This window comes from Coprococcus comes ATCC 27758 (assembly GCF_025149785.1).
GTDB lineage: Bacteria > Bacillota > Clostridia > Lachnospirales > Lachnospiraceae > Allocoprococcus > Allocoprococcus comes.
On the sequence record NZ_CP102277.1, the window covers coordinates 2,512,848 to 2,531,239 of the forward strand.

Annotated in this window: 14 protein-coding genes; all 14 read right to left on the bottom strand. The window is 42.8% G+C overall.

Annotated features, from left to right (window positions below; all coding sequences use genetic code 11):
- Positions 1-6: 6 nt before the first annotated feature.
- The gene (locus tag NQ556_RS12365) at positions 7-1,296 is read right to left on the bottom strand and encodes an ABC transporter substrate-binding protein (protein ID WP_243426648.1); all 1,290 of its coding nucleotides are present in this window, start codon (positions 1,294-1,296) and stop codon (positions 7-9) included.
- Positions 1,286-3,067, bottom strand: a complete 1,782-nt coding sequence (locus NQ556_RS12370) for a sensor histidine kinase (RefSeq protein WP_022220786.1) — start codon at positions 3,065-3,067, stop codon at positions 1,286-1,288. Before NQ556_RS12370 ends, NQ556_RS12365 begins: the two co-directional genes overlap by 11 nt.
- Positions 3,064-4,662, bottom strand: coding sequence for a response regulator (locus NQ556_RS12375; protein WP_204576048.1), 1,599 nt, complete (start codon positions 4,660-4,662; stop codon positions 3,064-3,066). The genes NQ556_RS12370 and NQ556_RS12375 overlap by 4 nt, the downstream gene beginning before the upstream one ends.
- Before the next feature lie 35 nt (positions 4,663-4,697).
- A complete protein-coding gene (locus tag NQ556_RS12380) occupies positions 4,698-5,165 on the bottom strand; it encodes a Na+/H+ antiporter NhaC family protein (RefSeq protein WP_022220789.1) in 468 nt (155 codons plus the stop codon).
- A gap of 79 nt (positions 5,166-5,244) precedes the next feature.
- On the bottom strand, positions 5,245-10,365 hold the full coding sequence (locus tag NQ556_RS12385; RefSeq protein WP_008373186.1) for a penicillin-binding Tp47 domain C-containing protein: 5,121 nt from the start codon (positions 10,363-10,365) through the stop codon (positions 5,245-5,247).
- A 68-nt stretch (positions 10,366-10,433) separates the two neighbouring features.
- A complete protein-coding gene (locus NQ556_RS12390; protein ID WP_008373185.1) occupies positions 10,434-10,949 on the bottom strand; it encodes a Gx transporter family protein in 516 nt (171 codons plus the stop codon).
- A 15-nt stretch (positions 10,950-10,964) separates the two neighbouring features.
- The gene (locus NQ556_RS12395) at positions 10,965-11,363 is read right to left on the bottom strand and encodes a NusG domain II-containing protein (RefSeq protein ID WP_008373184.1); all 399 of its coding nucleotides are present in this window, start codon (positions 11,361-11,363) and stop codon (positions 10,965-10,967) included.
- A gap of 3 nt (positions 11,364-11,366) precedes the next feature.
- Positions 11,367-12,230: a 4Fe-4S binding protein gene (locus NQ556_RS12400; protein ID WP_008373183.1), complete on the bottom strand. Its 864-nt coding sequence runs from the start codon at positions 12,228-12,230 to the stop codon at positions 11,367-11,369.
- A gap of 10 nt (positions 12,231-12,240) precedes the next feature.
- Positions 12,241-12,675, bottom strand: coding sequence for an FMN-binding protein (locus NQ556_RS12405; RefSeq protein ID WP_008373182.1), 435 nt, complete (start codon positions 12,673-12,675; stop codon positions 12,241-12,243).
- A gap of 2 nt (positions 12,676-12,677) precedes the next feature.
- On the bottom strand, positions 12,678-14,453 hold the full coding sequence (locus tag NQ556_RS12410; protein WP_204576049.1) for an FMN-binding protein: 1,776 nt from the start codon (positions 14,451-14,453) through the stop codon (positions 12,678-12,680).
- 28 nt (positions 14,454-14,481) lie between these two features.
- On the bottom strand, positions 14,482-15,573 hold the full coding sequence (locus tag NQ556_RS12415; RefSeq protein ID WP_022220793.1) for an FAD:protein FMN transferase: 1,092 nt from the start codon (positions 15,571-15,573) through the stop codon (positions 14,482-14,484).
- 177 nt (positions 15,574-15,750) lie between these two features.
- Positions 15,751-16,275 carry a GNAT family N-acetyltransferase gene (locus NQ556_RS12420; RefSeq protein ID WP_044999133.1) on the bottom strand — a complete coding sequence of 175 codons (525 nt, stop codon included), beginning with the start codon at positions 16,273-16,275 and terminating at the stop codon, positions 15,751-15,753.
- 9 nt (positions 16,276-16,284) lie between these two features.
- Entirely contained in the window at positions 16,285-17,436 is a 1,152-nt protein-coding gene (locus NQ556_RS12425) for a double-cubane-cluster-containing anaerobic reductase (RefSeq protein WP_022220794.1), read from the bottom strand.
- Positions 17,437-17,441: 5 nt separating this feature from the next.
- Positions 17,442-18,212, bottom strand: a complete 771-nt coding sequence (locus NQ556_RS12430) for an acyl-CoA dehydratase activase (RefSeq protein ID WP_022220795.1) — start codon at positions 18,210-18,212, stop codon at positions 17,442-17,444.
- Positions 18,213-18,392: the final 180 nt, after the last annotated feature.

Consider the following 18,392-nt stretch of genomic DNA (forward strand, 5'->3'; position numbering starts at 1 on the left):
CTCCCATCATCTCTCTTTCTCATACTCCCGGATACTTTCATCGGCAGTCTCCACCATCTGCGCAGGCGGCATTTTCCCGGCGGCAAGCTGTGGCAGGCACTCCCCGATTGTCTCTTCCTGAAGGATGGAGTTCCATTTCACCTGATAGTTCGGAACGATCTGCGGATTGTTATTGTAGGCATTTACATAATCCTGAAGGAGCTGACTGATTTCAGTGCGTCCGTTCTTGTCCATCAGCTCTTTCTTCTCTTCCAGATTGAATTTCGTGCGAAATTTCAAAAATTCAACCGCTCCTTCTTTGACCTCCTCGCTGTAAGTGGAAACCACCGCCCAGCCAAAGGTTTCCGGTGAGGCGATCAGTTTATTTCCCGGAAATGCGGAAAATCTTACCTTTTCTTTCCATTCTTCCGGCAACTGATCGATCATCCAGTATCCGTTCGGGATCATTGCCACCTTTCCTGTGACAAAATTATTGTATGCCACATCGTAGTCAGCATGAATTGCATCTTCTGTTGTATACCGAAACAATTTCTGCAAGGTTTCTGCAATTTCAAGACCGGTATCATTGGAATAGCTTTCTGGGAGAAGCTCTTTCATAAATGCATAGCCTTCTTCCGTGTGTGCTGCCTCTGCTGTTGCAATCAGCATCGGCGCCCAGCCGGTTCCTTCAGTGTGAAGTCCAAGCGGTGTGATTCCGTTTGCCTGCAGCCGGTCACAGCAGTCCCAGAATTCTTCCCATGTCTCCGGGAATTTCTCAATCCCTGCTTCCGCAAAAAGCTCCGGATTCCAAAACATGCCGGCGCACGCAAATGCCGCCGTACTGATCGGTCCAAGATAGATATTGCCATCCTCATCCGTACAGCCTTCCATCACCGCCGGTTCGATCATATTCCTCCACTCTTCATCCTCTTCCAGATACGGACTCAGATTCTCGATCCGTCCATCCGCAACCATCATCTGATAAAAGGACGGCAGGGTGCGCACATCATAGATCACAGTCGGAAGCTCGTCTGTGACATTTAACCGTTTCAGATTTTTTCGGTATTCCTCTTCCGTCTCCATGATCCATTCCACTTGCATATGATACGTACCGGCATATTCTTCATTAAATGCATCAACGACATCCTGTTCCGTTTTCTTGCCGGAAGTCGGATCTACCGTCAGAATGATCGGAATATCAATCTCCTTTTTTTCTGTGCTCCGGCTTGTCTGCCCCGTATTTTTACCACATCCGGTCAGCACTGTCAGAACCAGTACGATACAAAACACCGATTGCAAATATTTTCTATAAATCACGTTTCTCCTTTCCGTCATCCGGAATTTGGATTGTACACCGGGTTCCATTTTCTTCTGCCTCATAGTAAAACAGCACATCCTCTCCATATTTCAGCCGCAGTCTGGTCAGTACATTCACCACTCCATATCCGTGTTCCTTATCCTGGAAGCATTTTTTCGCCTCCAGAATCGGATGCCCGTTTAAGGCATTGATCTTTTCCATCATTTCCCGTTCAATCGGCTTCCCATTATTGAATACCACGATTTTCAGCTGGCTATCCTCCCTCGCAATCTCAATCCGGATCAGACCATTCTCATAAATTTCGCAGAATCCGTACTTGATCGCATTCTCGACAAGTGGCTGCAAGATCAGCTTCAGCATCCACGTACTCTTCTCTTCCACCTTACACTCAATCTCATACCGGAACAGATTTGCATTCCGGATCTGTTGGATTTCCATATAACTCTTTACATTTTCCAGTTCGTCCTCCACCGTCACGATATCACTGCCCTTGCTGAGTGACAGACGCAGATATTTGGAAAGTGCCTGAATCATCTTCATGGTCGTCTCTTCTCCGTTTATCCGCGCAAGCATGTAAATTGTATCCAGCGTATTATAAAGGAAATGTGGGTTGATCTGTGCCAGAAGCATGTTCAACTCCGTCCGTCTGAGCACCCCTTCCTGTTCTTTGATCTCTGCCAGAAGATTCTCAATATTTTTTAGCATCTTATTGTAGGAATGTCCGATCTGATCCAGTTCTGTATTGGTATTCAGTTCAATCAGGCGACTGAAATCATTTCCGTCAAACTGTGTCATCTCTTCACTGATCTCCCGGATCGGACTGGTGAACCGCTTGGAAAAATAGATACTGAGCACAACCGCTACCACTGCCACAAACAGATAAATCCCGATCAGCACCGTAAGTACCCTCATCGTTCCCTGCGTCATTACACTCGACGGAACGACTGTGAACACCGTCATTTCAGAGCTGCTTTCTTTGTAAATGGAGCAGACACCACCGCTCACTCTCCGGCTTTTTGCAAGGATACCGCTTGTTTCCTGTGCGCTGATCTTATAGACTTCCTGTTTTACCGCATCCGCAATCTTCGTCCCTTTCGGACACCAGACAGCGCATAAATTTCCCTCCTTATCCAGAATTCCGATCTGCACGTCATCTGTCATACTCCGATCCTTTCCAAGTATCGTTTCCAGAAAGCTGTCATTCATCTTGATAAGCAACAGCCCTGGTTTGCTGGCGTATTCCATACTGTGCACATACCTTCCGATAAACAATGCTTCTTTCTCCGTCCCAAACAGAGTATCCTTCGCCCAGAACCACTGTGTTTTCGCATAAGAATCTCCCATGTAATCTTCCAGATGGCTGTCTGAAAAATCTTCATAATCAATATGCGAGTAGGATCTGGCATAAACATTATTTTTATTATCCACATAGCAGTATTCTGCCACATGATCCAGATTCATATAGGCAAAATATTTCTGAAGGGAGTTCTTTTCCACATCTGCAAGTGAAGTTTTTTTCAGACTTTCCTGAACCTGATCGTAAGTAATACATTCTGCTGTCCCTTCATCCGCCTCTTTTGACAGTGTATCCAGAGCCAGCCCCATCTTCTCATTTAAAAATTCATATTTATCTGTAACCTCTGTGGTCAGACTCTGCCTTACATAAATCCAAACACCGATGCTTGACAGCAAAATTGCCAGCAACAACAGCCCCATTATATATCGAAGGTATTTTCTCTGTATTCCGGATTTAATCACCCATTTCTTCATTCTTCGTAATCCTTTTTGTATTCACTCGGTAATTTTCCTGTATATTCTTTAAATAAATGTGAAAAATAGGATGCATTGCTGATTCCCACCTGCTCACATACCGTTCCTATACTCTCACATCCATCCTGGATCAGCCTCTTTGCTTTCTCCATTCTCTGCTGTAAGAGATACTTTTTAAAGGTCATATGAAATGTATTTTTAAATACACGCCCGAAATATACCGGATTCAGATAAATCTGCGTTGCCACCTGAACAATAGAAAGTTCTTCCTCCTGCAAATGCTCACCGATATAAGAAAGTGCCACTGTCATATATTCCTTTGCACATTTATTTTCTCCGCTTTCTGCGTATTTTTCCCGTTCCTCAATTGCTTCTCCGAGGATCTTATAACTGACATCTACCGCCTGTGCTGCTGTCAGACTCTCCATATTCGAATAATAATTCCGGAACTGTTTCTGCAGTTTTTCCGTCATTCCGTAAGTATCGTTCAGCATCATCTCCGCTTGCAGCATAACCTTATGTATATAACGGATCTGTAACTCTTCCTCATGTGGAAGTGCGTAGATCAACGCAATAAAAGCCTGTTTTAACTCTTTAAACGCATTCTTCCGAACAGCATTGACGATCGTAAGTCCTGCCTCTTCACAATCACTTTTTGCCGCTTTTTCTTCCTTTTTCACAGGTATGGAAAAAGTATTCTCATTTGTGGCACTGCTGCAGATTGGCTCGAAAAGTCCCTGCGCCTCTTCGTAACTTCGGCGGATTCCATCCAGTCCTTTATACGGTTTGGAAATCGATGCAGTAACCGGACTTTTCTGTTCCCTTTTAACCTGTTCCAGAATCTGCGCAATCTCGCGCACTGTCGCATTTTCCTTTGTCTTGATCAGAAATACATGACAACCTTCTGCCTTTTCAAAATGCCAGAAAAAATACCGCTCTGAAAACATTTCTTCCAGAGATTGTATCAATTCCAGCCTGGCTGCTTCGTAATTCAGTGCATCCGTAATCTTATATGTAAGATCAAGATCCACACACATTGCAATAAAACGGTCGCCCTCTTCGATCACATCTTTCAAGATCGCAAATACTTCCTGCATTTTTTCATAGGAAATTTTATTCTGTAAATATTTCTGTACAACAACCTGAAGAAAACTGGTGGAATCTTTTCGGATCATATTTTCCCAGCTTTCATAACGCTCTTCGCTCTCCAGTTTCTCCATACAGGTCTGGTATGCGCCCTGCATGGTCTCCTGCAGTTTATCTTCCTCGATTGGTTTCAGCAGATATGCATATGCACCAAGATCACACGCCTGCTGTGCATAATTAAAATCACGGTATGCACTGAGCACAATAAAAACCGGATCCAGCTCTGTCTTCTGGATCTCTTCCATCACCATCAGACCGGAAACCTGTTTCATCCGGATATCCGTCAGTACGACATGGGGCTTCACTTTTTTGATCACTTCGATTGCCTGCTCCCCACTCTGTGCCTGACCGGCAACTTCAAATCCCATCTCATTCCAGTTGTACGTCTTAACCAGTCCCTGCAGAAGGATTGGTTCGTCATCTACAATCACAAGTTTTAATAATTTCATACCATTTTCCCCATTCCTGATAATCTTCCTACTTCTTATTTTAGATAAGACATGATAAAGAATTTATCAAAAACTATACTTTTGATGCAAAAAATCATACTTTTACCAAAAATTATACATTTCGGAAAAATAAATAGCAAGAAATTAAAAAAAGCTGTTACATGATCGATATGATCAGATCCGGTTGCAAGTGATGATAAAATCGTGGTATCAGAAAGCGGTGAACAATGATCTCCAAAGCATCCTCCACCCATTACAGCTGCTATTGTAGCATATACGACCGGTGTTAAAGCTCCACCAGATATATTCAGAGCCATCTGTACACAGATTGGTGTAACAATCGCATAGGTTCCCCATGAAGTTCCTGTAAAGAATGCAATAAAAGCAGATACTACAAAAGTCAATGTCATAAGGATCGTCGGTGTCATCCAGCTTTCTGTAATAGAAATTACATAATCTGCAGTTCCTTCGGAATCTCCTATAAAAAAAAAGCTGGCAGACAAATGTATTTTTTCTCATCTGTCTGTCAGCTTTCTAATTCTTATTCTAATTTGATTCTTTGTTACAAATTATCGTATAGTCTTATTTTCTTTTTCTGCGTTTCCAGGCAAAGCCGCCCATACCTGCTCCGAGCGAAGAAACTGCAAGTCCAAGCCAGCCAAGTACACTTGCCGGATCTCCTGTTTTTACAGAATCGTTTCCGCTTGTCTTGGATCCATTGGTTGTACCATCTGTCTTCTTTACAGATGAGCTGCCTTTCTTTACAAGTGCTTTGATCGCTTTGTTCAGGCTGTTTGTTGCATTATCTACTGCTTCCTGGCTTTCTTTTGCTTCCAGTGCTTTCTGGGCATCTGAAAGTGCGCTCTGCAGTGCTTTCCAGCTATCTGCTGTGTAATCTGCTTCTTTAAGCGCTTTTGCATCTGCAATTGCTTTTTCAAGAGAAGCAGTATTGATTGCAACCGGTTCTTCTTCAGCTTTAACCAGTGCATCTTTTGCTGCATTTAAAGCAGCAAGTGCCTGATCAACTGCATCCTGACTTTCCTTTGCTTCCAGTGCAGTACGTGCGCTCTGCAGTGCTGCCTGGTATACACTCCAGCTTTCTGCTGTGTAGTCTGCTTCTTTAAGGTTATCAGCTTCTGCAATTGCAGCTTCCAGTGCTGTTGTATCAACCTCTGCCGGTGCCGGAGTCTCTGCTATCTTGTAAGTAAATGTAAGAGGAGTTGTATAACCTGTTGAAGCTACTGTAATCTGGAATTCCGTTCCAGCTACCGCATCCTTAAACGGATCTGCATCTGTCTTGATCGTACCATCCTTATTGATAATAACTACGGAGCCTCTTCCACTTGCTGCATAATCTTTACCATTTACATTTACAGAAGTAATATTTCCAAGATAAGCTTTAAGCGCATCTGTGTCAAATCCTTTTGCCTCTACAAGTTTCTTATTCTCTTCATCATATGCTGCAGGCATATCTTTTGTTGTCAATGTAAATGTTGTAACAACATCTGCATATTTCTTGTTCTTATCTTTAATTGTGAGGGTATATTTTCCAGGTTTTACAGAAGCTGCTGCTCTGCTCTCTGTCGCTGCTTTAAAAGTCAGTACTTTACCTTCTACCGACACATCCAGTCCATCCACACTGTATTCCGGTTTAAATTCATCTGGAAGCTGTACATTGATTTTAGTCTTGCCTGCTGTAATGTCTGCATCGGCGACTTTCACTTTTGTAATCTCTGATTTTACAGGAACATAGATATCTGCGATATCCATTGTATACACACCATTTGTTGTATAATACTCAATGCTGTCAATGGTCTTGCCCATCATAGATTTGTAATGTCCAGATGATGTCGGGCAACCATGTACTTGACTTGTAAATCCGGTACTCCATGCGAGTTTCGTACCTAACCAGATATTTTCTAAATGACGCATACCATAAGCGGTTCCGTCGGTTGTCTTTACTACAACTGCATTTACATTGTCTGATGTGATTTCTTCTGGAAGTCCATCAAGATCAAGCTCGTAATCTCCATAAGATGATTCGGTTGAAAGTTTTGCTGTAACTCCTTCTACCTTCGTTGCTTCCTGACCTTTTACTTCACTGAACACAAGTTTTCCATCTGCATCGACAGAAACTTCTTTATAGTTTGCCGGTGCTTCTGTAAGTGGATAGTATGCATAAGATGCATTTTCAAATAATGTGTCTTTTCCAGTCAGTGTTGTGGTAGTTGTCTGTCCTCTGTTTGTAACTGTAATTTCTACGGAATCATCGTCTTTCACTTCTTTGTATTTTGAAAGATCTACCGAAGGGTCTACTTTTACAGCATAAGTGATACCATCAATACTGGATCCATCTGCATTTTCATGGTATGATCCACCTGCAAGACCTTTGGTTCTGGTCTTGTTCTTTGTCGCAGAAGTAAATGCATCTACCTTAGTATCATTACCTGTTGTTTCAGCTTTGTAGAATTCTGCGTATGGGATGTTCATGAGAACATATTTATCTGCTTTCACAAGTGCCTCAATTGCTGCTGTCATATGGAGCGTTTGCTCTTTCACAGCTGACTGTAACGGATTCTCCTGTGCAAGAAGCTCTTTCGATTCTTCCAGTTCACTTATCATCTTATCCCAGCTGTCTTTTGTATAATCAGATTCGTTTAATGCACTTGCTTCATCAATTTTGTCCTGTAATGCTTTGATATCTTCTTTGGTTGCAGTTTTTGGTGCCGCAAGATTTTCTGTTCCGATCTTGAAACTATAGCTGTAATCTGCATAACCAAGTCCATAGACTGTCAGTTTCCAGTAACCTGTACCATCCGTTCCTTCCGGAAGCTGGCATCTGAGAGAGTCTGTCAGTCCAAGCTGGATTCCATTAGATTTATGCATCCAGTTATCTGCCGCAAATTTTGTTCCAAATGTTCTTACCGGTGTTGTATAGCTTGCATCATCTCCATAATAGGTCCATTCAACAGCCTGCATCGCAGAACCAAGCCCACCATAGTTTCCATTTAAATCTACACGGATAAATTCTCCAAAACTTCCCACATCTTTTGTCTCTCTGACATTCGGTGTGATATCAGCTGCCACTGCCAGTTGTGTGTCTTTTAATCCGGAATAGGAACCTGTTGTTCTTTCAGAAAATGTAAAGCTTCCATCATCCTGCTTTTCGGCGGTCTTAAGGCCATTTGTATTTGGGGTTACATCTGCAATTGCTGTGTAAGACTGAAGCTGATTTTCAGAAAATCCTCCACTTAATGTGCCTCCGTTTTCCACAACTGCATATTCTTCTTGTAATGCATTCAGATCTGCTGTTTTTACTTTAACCGGAACATATTTGATACCTGTTACTTTATAATCAGCCTGGATAAATGAGCTTCCGTCCTCAGCAGTAAACACTGCTTTTTTATCTTCATTGGTTGATCTCGTATAAACACTTCCGTCTGACATTACAGCTTTTCCGTCTGCATTCCAGTATGCGAGCTCATATTTGTTTCCATTTGTATCTTCAATAACTGCACTACACTGGAAACTGCCTCGATGCAATCCATGATTTGCTGTTGCTCTTGTTACTGCATCAAAAGCACCCTTGTCATACTCGTTACGAGAATCTACATCAGAAGAAGATCCTGTATCACCTGCTGCATAGACACCTTCTTTTGCCCAGTATTCAGACCAGCTCATACCAACATAAACATAAGAATACTCACTTTTTTCTTCCGGTACTTTATAAGTAAATGTATATGCCTGATAACCGTCTTCTGCGATTGTTACAGCAAATGCTTCTCCTGCTTTTGCATCTTTAAATGCATCCTTTGAAAGATCCAGTTTTCCGTCTTCTGTAATTAGTTTTACTCCTTTTTTTCCGGAAGCTGCATATTCTTTTCCATTCACAGTTACTGATGTAATATTTTTTAAATATGTCTGGAATTCTTCTTCATCAACACCATCCGCTTTCACCACAGCCGGATCTTCGTCATTTTCATTATATTTTGCCGGCATTGTTTCTGTATAAGCATTAAATGTTGTGGAGATTGGTGCATAATTTCCATTCCTATCGCTAAGCGTAACTGTATATCTACCTTTTGCAAGTGCTTTCTTAAAATTAATTGTTCTTGTAGTTGTCTTGCCATCTGATTTGATCTCAACAGAATATGCATCTTCATCGATTCCATCAATTTTATATTCTTCTTCAAAATCATTCGGAAGTCCACTTACCGTTATAGCTGTTTTTTCTGATTTCACAGATACATCTTCTACTGATACTTCTCCGTCAAATTTCTTTGCAACTTTCTGATCCATCGGAATTTCATAAATACCAGCATCTGTATAGTAAGTTACCTTATTGATTGTCTGTCCCATCATGGCAGCGTAGTCTTTATAATTAAGGTTGTTTCCTTTTGATTGTGTTACAAATCCGGTACTCCATGCAAGTTCTTTGTTTTTCCAGATATTTTCCAGATGACGAAGTCCATATTTGCTGCCTTCCTCGGTACTGATTACTACACCATATACAGTTTTAATCTCTGACGGAAGTCCGCTTATATTTAACTGATAATCACCATATCTTGATGAAGTTGAAAATTTTGTTGTGGCATCTGATAAAGTCTGTACCTTTGCTCCTTTTATTTCACCAAAACTCAGGCTTCCATCAGAATTTACTGTTGCTTCTTTATAGTAGGATGGTGCTTCACTTAAAACATAGTAGGAATAGCTTGCGCTTTCAAATAATGCATCCTTTCCAGTATAGGTTGTTGTCGCTTCGCCTGCTTTTGACTGTGTAGTAATATCAACTTTACTCTCGTCTGTAATCTGTGTATATTTTTCAAGGGAAGAGGCATCACTGATCTTAACTGGGAAAGTTACACCTGTAATATCCGATCCATCACTGTTTACATGATAAGATCCTGCTACAAGTGTTCCTCTCGTTTTCTGCTTTGTTGCTGATGAAACAGCATCCGCACCTGTCACACCATCTGCTTTGTAAAAATCAGCATATGGAATGTTCATTAACACATAGACTTCTTTCTGTACATCTGGAGTTTTTGCTTCAAGTGCATTCATTGCATCCGTTAAAGCTTTTGCTGCTGCATCGACTGTTGCCTGAGATTCTTTTGCAGTAAAAACATTTTTTGCTGCTGTCAGCTTTTCCTGCATATTACTCCATGACTCTGCAGTATAATCTTCCTCTTTATCTTTAAGTGCCTCCGCCGATGCAATTGCACCACTTAACGCTGTCGTATCTACTGTTACTTCAGTTGATGCTGCCGGAGCAGACTGAATCGCTTCAAGCGCAGCTGCTTTAACTGCCGTTGCTGTACATGTAGCACCAGTCTTTGTATCCCAACCGTTTATTGTATCTTCTGTCGCATCTTTATCTTTTAGTAATGTGTTGATTCCTTTTGACTTATTATAAGCCTTGTTAAAATAAGAGTCATTAGTAGTTGAATCATATCCATTCTTAGGCGTAACCGTAATATTTGAAAATTTCCCATCGGAAACAGTAAGGCTTACCTCCACATCATACTCATCCCAATCATTTTCATCATCCGGATTATTAACAACATGCTTTGTTGCTGTATAAGTTCCATCCTTTGCAACTACACTACCTGATGCCGCAAACACCGTCGACGGACAAAGTCCCGCTACCATCGACATTGCCACAGCCATCGTCATAGCCTTTGTCTTAATCGTTCCCTTTCCCATAATTACCTCCTTGTTGTTGATAATATTTATTATTAAGTTAGTTTTTGCTAACCTATAATCAAAAAAATTTAAACCATCTGTGCTGCTCTCTCCGATTCTCTTTTTACAATCGGAAGCAGCTTTTTACTTATCATTCCCATCACGAATCCGGTCACTGTACCGGCGATCAGAAGTGCCGGCAGATAATAAACCAGTTTCAGATTCTCTACCACAATGGATGCCACGATGATCTGACCGATATTGTGTGACACGCCTCCGGCGATACTGACTCCGGCTACGGAAAATCCTTTCAGCCTCTTCATCAGTGCCATAACCAGAAAGCTTAAGATTCCTCCGGCAAGACTGTAAATGATCGACATTCCATTTCCAAATAAAAAGCCGGTCAGCAGGATCCGCATGACTACCACCAGAAATACTTCCGGAAGCTCCAGGAAGTACAACCCGGTCACAGTCACCAGATTGGCAACTCCGAGCTTCATTCCCGGTATCCCGAAATTGATCGGTATTAAGCTTTCTACATAACTGAATATCATCGCCAGTGCAACCAGCATTGCCATATTGGCAAGTTTTCTGTTTTTATTCATCTGCTATTCCCTTTATCATTTTGCGATCGTATCCGGAGCTGCATCTTCCGAATCCGAAGTTCCCGAGTTCTGATCGCTTTCATTTTCCAGAACCTCTACCACAAGCTTATGCGGAAGACAGACGATCGTCTGTGTATGCCCGCTGATCTTTCCCTGCTCCTCGCAGTAGCCGTCCGGACAGTTTGCCTCTTCCATGTATGCCTTTCCATCTTCAATCCGGATCCGGTTATAGAAATCGCCATCCTTTACTTCAATGGTCTGATCCTTCGACAAGGAATACGTTCCATAGATTTTCCCATCCAGCGTAACCCGGATCTGATTTCCTTCTTCCCCTCTCGTCAGCTGCATCACAAGCAGCATCGCAAGCGCAATCACAATAATTCCTGCTCCAAGTATCAGATCTTTCTTCTTCATCTTCTATACACCCAGCCAGAGCAGAAGAATCAGTAAGATTACTGCCCGCAAAATCGTAAACCAGAATTCATTTCCACGAAGTCCTTTTACTCCAGTATGAATATTTCCTTTTGGACAGGTATCGATGCATTTCTGGCACTGGAAACAGTCACCTTCTACCTTTGGAGATCCGTCTTCCGGAAGTCCGATGTTAGAAGGACATTTCTTTGTACATGCCTTGCATCCTTTGATGCAGTTTTCCCGGTCTCTGTGAAGCGCGAAAAACGGAAGGACCGGAAGCAAGGAAAACACAGCTCCCATCGGGCAGAAATTTCTGCAGAAAAACCGTTCTTCAAAACACATTCCCACAAGGATCAGAGCCAGAAGAACGAGTCCCACCAGATATCCGCCAAGCTTAAAGTTGCCCGCATGGAGCATGGAAAATACATCCCACGGGCTGGTTCCTTTTGCCTTGCCGTAGACGCCTGCAAAGCACAGGATTGAAATCAGTGCCAGTACAATATATTTCAGATAGCAGAGCTTTTCTGTCCATGCTTCTGCAATCTGAAGCGGTTTCTTTTTCATTTTTTTACAGATCCACACATAGAGTGCATGCACGCCGTCTCCCAGCGTACCGAATGCACAGGCAAATCCGCAGAAGAATCTTCCGAACAGAATCGTGTAAATGCAGATCACAACCAGTACTGTCACGAACGAGGTCATGGCAACCTTTTCGCCTGCACCGATCTGTGTAAAGATGTATTTCACTCCGGCAAATGCCGCTGTATACACAGACGGGATAAACAGGAAATACAGGACCTGAATCAGGGCTCTCAGCCATACATGTAATTTTTTTATTTCTTTCGCCGTCAAATTATGAATATCCATCTTTTTCACGTTACTTTACCGCCTTTTCCAGTGCCTGCTCCGATGCATTTTTGATTCCGGTCGAGCTGAATGTCGCACCGCTGACCGTATCTACATCCGCGCTCTGTGCATCGATGATTTTGGGAATAATATCCTTTGCCATGGAAAGATATGCTCCGTCTTCCTTTTCTGCAGATACTACATTGATTTCTGCAATCTTATTTTTCTCAATCTTTACTTCTACCTGGATCGTTCCGCCAAATCCATCAGCTTCCCCGGTATAGGTTCCGTCCTTGTAATTTGTGGAATCTCCATTTTCGCTGTCTGATTGTCCGTTTCCGGCAATCTGTGCGGAAAGCCGGGCAATCTCATCTTCTTTCGCACGCGCATCCAGCACTGAATTGTATCCCAGCAGAACTCCCACGATTGCGAGCATACTTACCAGTCTTACCCAGAATTCTCTCATTGTTATTCAGCCTCCGTATCTGTCGGTCTTTCTGCTGCTTCCAGTACTTTTTTGCATCCTTCCAGGATTGCATTGGAAGAGCAGGTTGCGTGGGAAACAGTATCGATGTCCTCCGACATTCCTTTTTCTATGATCTGAGATACCACGCCTTTTATGCTTGACGTACCATTTGCTGCTTTCAAGATATATCTGTCATTGTCGCTTGCACCATCACCTGTAATATCTGTAATCGCTACAATCTTATCACCACGGATCGTCACTGACATCGTCAGATTATATCCTTCAAAATCTTCGTCTTCATCTGGTTCACAAGGTACGGTCACTTCATAAGTTCCACTGACATACTTCGTATTTTCCTCGTTTTTTCCATCCTTCGATTCAAGCTGTGCGATTGCCTTTTTCAGCTTTTCCACCGCTTTATCAACCGCAGTCTGTTTCGTTTCCTCAAGTGCATCTTTTGCGTCCGCAAGTCTGGTCTGCAGAACTGCCCAGCTTGTTTCTGTGTATTTATCTTCTTCCAACTTTTCTGCTCTCTCGATCAGCTCTTTCAGATCAGTCAGATCCGGCTTCTCATCAATGGATTCTCCATTTGTCACTTTCTCTGCCTGTTTCAGTGCATTCTTGATTGCATTTAACAGTCCTTTGGAACTGTAGGTTGCTCCTGACACTGTATCTACATCGTCTGTCTTCTGTATCTGGATCACCTTTTTCACAACATCCATTGCACGGTTGAAGAACGCTTCGTCATCCGAGCTTTCTGTGATCAGGATCGCTTTGATCGTCTTTTCCTGGATCACGACTGCAACGGATACATCTCCGCTGTAGCCCTCTGCCGTTCCGTAATAGATTCCTTCCTTGTACGGAACGGTTCCGGTTACGGTAGAATTATTGTCGTCTGATGAACTATTATTATTACTGTTGCTGTTGTTATTGTTATTCTGCGAAGTATCTGATGTACCATTTACCGCAGCCTGACTTAGTGCATCCCGGACTGCCTGGATAATTCCGACAGAGCTGTAGGTTGCCCCTGACACCGTATCCACATTGGTACTCTGTGTCGTAATAATAGAATCGATCAGAGAAGCTGCTTTGGAAATATAATCGCTTCCGTCACTGTTCTCCACAATCTGGATGGATGCTATCTTCCCTCCGCTGATTTCTACCATAACCTTCAGCGGACCGCCAAATCCGGTTCCCGAACCGTAATAAGTTCCGTCCTTATACGCTGCCGCATCTTCTACCTGTGCCACACTAGTTGAGCTTCCTGCCGCCGCCCCTGTCTGACCGGACTGCGCCTGTCCTGTCTCGCTGGTATCCTTTTCCCCGGTCAGCGCATTTTTTACGGCGCTGATGATTCCTCTGGAACTGAACGTTGCTCCCGATACAGTATCCACATCCAGCGTCTGACCTTCGATGATCTTGTCGATCACCGCTTTCGCACGCGTAAAAAACGCCGCATCATCGGAAGAGCTCAGAATATCAATCGAAACGATCTGCTTGTCCTTGATCAGTACCGATACGGTGATGTCTCCTGCATACCCGGTTCCGGTTCCCTTATACACACCATCCTCCAGATCAAATGATCCTTTGGCTGCTGTCTTTTTTTCTTCTTTCTTCTCTTTTGTCTCTTCTTTTTTTACCGGTGTTTCTTCCTGTGTCGCCGCATAGACCGGAGCCTCATATCCACTTAAAGAGCCTGCCACGCACGCCGTAACCAGTGCAACTGAAAGAACGGGTGCAAACGGTTTTAATTTTTTACCGGTTTCTTTGATGTCCATCTCTCATTATCCTCTCATTTCACGCAAATTATTTCGTAATAACCTTCATGTTAAGATCCGTTGTAAAGCTGTCTTTCAGACCTTCTGTCACATAAATCGTCCCATCATCTGTCGCAAAGATCGCCTCAAACTCATTACTGTGCGCCTTCCAGAACTCTGCCGCTTTTTCTTCTCCCATGATAAAAAGGGAGGTGGAAAGCCCATCTGCAAGGGTTCCGTCCGAGCTTACGATCGTGACAGATACCAGTCCGTTCTCTGCCGGATATCCGGTCTTTGGATCAATAATGTGATGATAGGTCACACCATCCTGTTCAAAATAGCGTTCATATCCACCAGATGTGATCACCGCTTTATCCCGAATGGATAAAACTCCCAGATAATCCTCTGTGTCGTCCGGACTCTGTACCGCAACCCGCCAGTTACTTCCGTCTGTCTTGGTTCCGAGTGCCTGTACATTTCCACCCAGATTTACCAGACCACTTGTAATCCCGTTTTCTTTGAAAATATCCATAATCCGCGAAGAAGTATAGCCTTTTGCAATTCCTCCAAGGTCGATTTTCATCTGGTCATCTTCAAAAGAGATTTCTCTCGTATCCTTATCGTATGAGATCTTCGCTGCATCCACATGCTTCAGAAGCCCTGTCAGTTCGTCAGCTGATGGGACACGAAAATTCTGTATCGGAAATCCCCACGCCTCCATAACCGGATAAATTGCGATATCAAATGCCCCATCCGTTTCCTTATTCAGTTCCAGTGCGCGCTTCACAAGATATCCGCCATCTTCTGAAAGTGTTGCACTTTTCTGTTCATTCAGTTTTACAATCTCACTGCCTGCATTTCCCGTTGATAAAAGTGTATCTAATCTTTCAATCTCTGCTTCAGCGGCATCCACCGCATCCTGTGCTTTTTCTCCATATGCTGTCACTGTCATATAGGTATCCATTGCAAAAATGTCTTTTGATGCCTCATTATCCTGAGAGGTTTGTTCTGTACTTTCCTTCGAACTGGCTGTTCCTTCACTATTTTTACTCTTTGTTGTATTCTGACCACCTTGACCGCATCCACCCGCGAATACAGATACGCACAGACAGACCACAATGATTTTATTTTTGAATTTCATTCTGTTTCCTCTTGTTTGTATTCTCTAACTTAGAATAGTTTATATTACCACAAGTTAGTATGTCAACATTGAAGTTGTTAGTTAAGAAACTTTCTCATTTTACAATTCATACTTGTATTCAAAAAGAGCTTATGGAAAATGTGCCATTACATTTTCCATAAGCTCTTTCGTTTCTTTCTAAGATTCTAATGTTTTACTCATAACATATCTTCGTTTCCCGCCATACTTCTTTGTCTCGAAAACTGCCTTCATTCCAAGCTTTTCCATATTGCGAAAACTGTATATATTATCCGGATGAACTGTTGCCATCAGATACCTCATCTGCTTATTTTTTACGATTGCTTCTGACTGACAGAAAAGCTCATATTGCAGTCCGTATCCCTGATACTCCGGTACTACAACAGCAATCTCCAGATGCGCAACCCGCTTCATTTCTTCCCTGGAAATCTTCAGATATTCTCCCAGGTTGTCCTCTGCCAGTCCGGGAATACGGACAATCATGATTGCTGCAGTCTGTCCATTTTTCTTTGCCAAAAGGGTAAATCCTTCCTCACGGATATGCTTTGCAAGAAATTCTTCATCCTCTGCCTCAAACCATTCTTTCACGGGAACACTTTCTCCGGCAAGCTTTACTATACGACAAATTTCAGGAAGATCCTCCTCATTCGCCCTGCGGAACTGAAACGCATTTCTCTTCGTCATACTCTCCATTTACAGCATCTCAACAAACGCAGCAAGTCTGGTGTTCAGCTGTCCGATGTCTGCCTGAGAGTAATCGGTTTCCACACTGATATACGGAATTCCCTTTTCACCTGTCACAAACTTGCGGATGGTATTGGTCTCCACATTGTAGGTATGACAGGCCTGAAGGATCATATCTACCACACCGTCTACCTGATATTCGTCGATCAGTCTTCCAAGAAGCTCCAGACGATTCGGGTTCGGCGTCATAACAGAACATCCAATACTGAGGTATCTTCTTGCGATTGCATCGTAGATATCTTCCGCGTCCTCGTCTACCAGCTTGTCAATGGATTTTGCACCGCTGCAATTTTCAAAAGTTACAACAATACCACCGTTGTCTTCTACGGCACGGATTACTTTTTCAGTTGCTCCTCCGATTGGGCATCCTGTGATCAGGATACGTGGTTTCTTCTCTTCTCTCTTGCCCTCTGCATATTCTTTTTCAATCTTCGCAGTAAGAGCATCCACTTCACCCGGGATCAGGGAACGGTCAAATTTGAAGGTGCTTCCGTACAGAACTTTGAACAGATCCTGTCCTTTGATCGGAGCCGGATCATATTTCATTACTTCATAAAGTTTCTTTAAGGATCGACGTGCCTGATTCTCTGTCTTTACAGCTTCACGGATCTGCTCTTCCGTGATCGTCACGCCAAATTTCTGTTCCAGATATTCCTTGAAACGGATGATCTCGCCTTTCCAGAGTTGAAGTCCCGGTTCTCTCTGGCTATTCGGAAGTTCCATAATAAATACATCTTTGAATTCTGACATATATTCATACATCTTCTTCTTACCATCACAGGTTGTTTCCCCAACTACTACATCTGAGAAATAGAAGAACGGACATTTGTCTGTCTTTGCAAATCCATAGCTTGATTTGATCAGCGGACAGAGGTTCTTCGGAAGATCTTTCTCTGCTTCCGGAATTGTCTCATCAGAAGTTGAGCAAAGGCTTACGCATCCTGCCCCCATCGCCATTGCAATCTCTTTCGGGAAGTATGTACAGTACGATCCAACAACCGGAACCCCTTTCTCTTTTAACTCCTTGACAGCCAGAAACGATTTCTGTCTCTGCTCTGCGAATTCCTCAAATACCTCTGGTAAATCTTTAATCAGTTCCATTTTCATTATCTCCTTTTATCCTTTTTTTCTCTGGCAAGAAGTGCTGCCCCGTATGCCCCCGCAAAACGGCCAAACTCTTCTGATTCCACTTTCTGATCCAGCTTGTCTGACAGGATTCCTGTGAAATAAATGCTGTGACTGAGTCCTCCGGTCAGGATCACTCTGTCTCCAAGTTCCTTTTTCTGCGCAAGCTGCACTACTTTATTGGCAACAGAATCTACAACTCCGGCCGCAATATCTTCACGCTTTTTTCCTTCTCCGATATAGTTAATCACCTCAGATTCGGCAAATACCGTACAAAGTGAGCTGATCGGAATAACTTCTCCTGCTGCCGCCATATCAAATAATTCATTGATCGTAACACCCAGGCGGTTCGCCATGATCTCCAGAAACTTTCCTGTTCCCGCCGAACATTTATCATTCATCTGGAAATCGGATACCATTCCATTCTGTACAATGATCACCTTCGTATCCTGTCCTCCCACATCAATGATCGAACAGTCCCCCCCTGCAAGTTCACGACCACCTCTGGCATGGCAGGTAATCTCTGTAATTACATGATCTGCAAAATCAACTGCGATTCTTCCATATCCTGTAGCAACTACCTTTGTATCATCTGAGGTAACATCTACCCCCATCTCAAGCAGCTTATTCTTGATCTTTTCGCAAGTCTCTTTGCTGCTCCATCCTGTCGGCAGTACGAAATGTTCTTTCTTATCTCCTTCAACAACAACCTTGGATGCTGTTGATCCGATATCAATTCCTACATAATTCATATTTCTTCCCTTTTCTCTCTTTAATGACATCCTGTTTCTATGCTGTTTTTCCAAAATGCCTCTGGTTATTAGAATAACATTTTCATAATATTTCTTCAATAAAACTGCCTGTTTTACTTATTGTTTATCCGGATAGACCGACTTCTCTATAGAGTTTTTCTATTGTAAAATTTCTCCGAT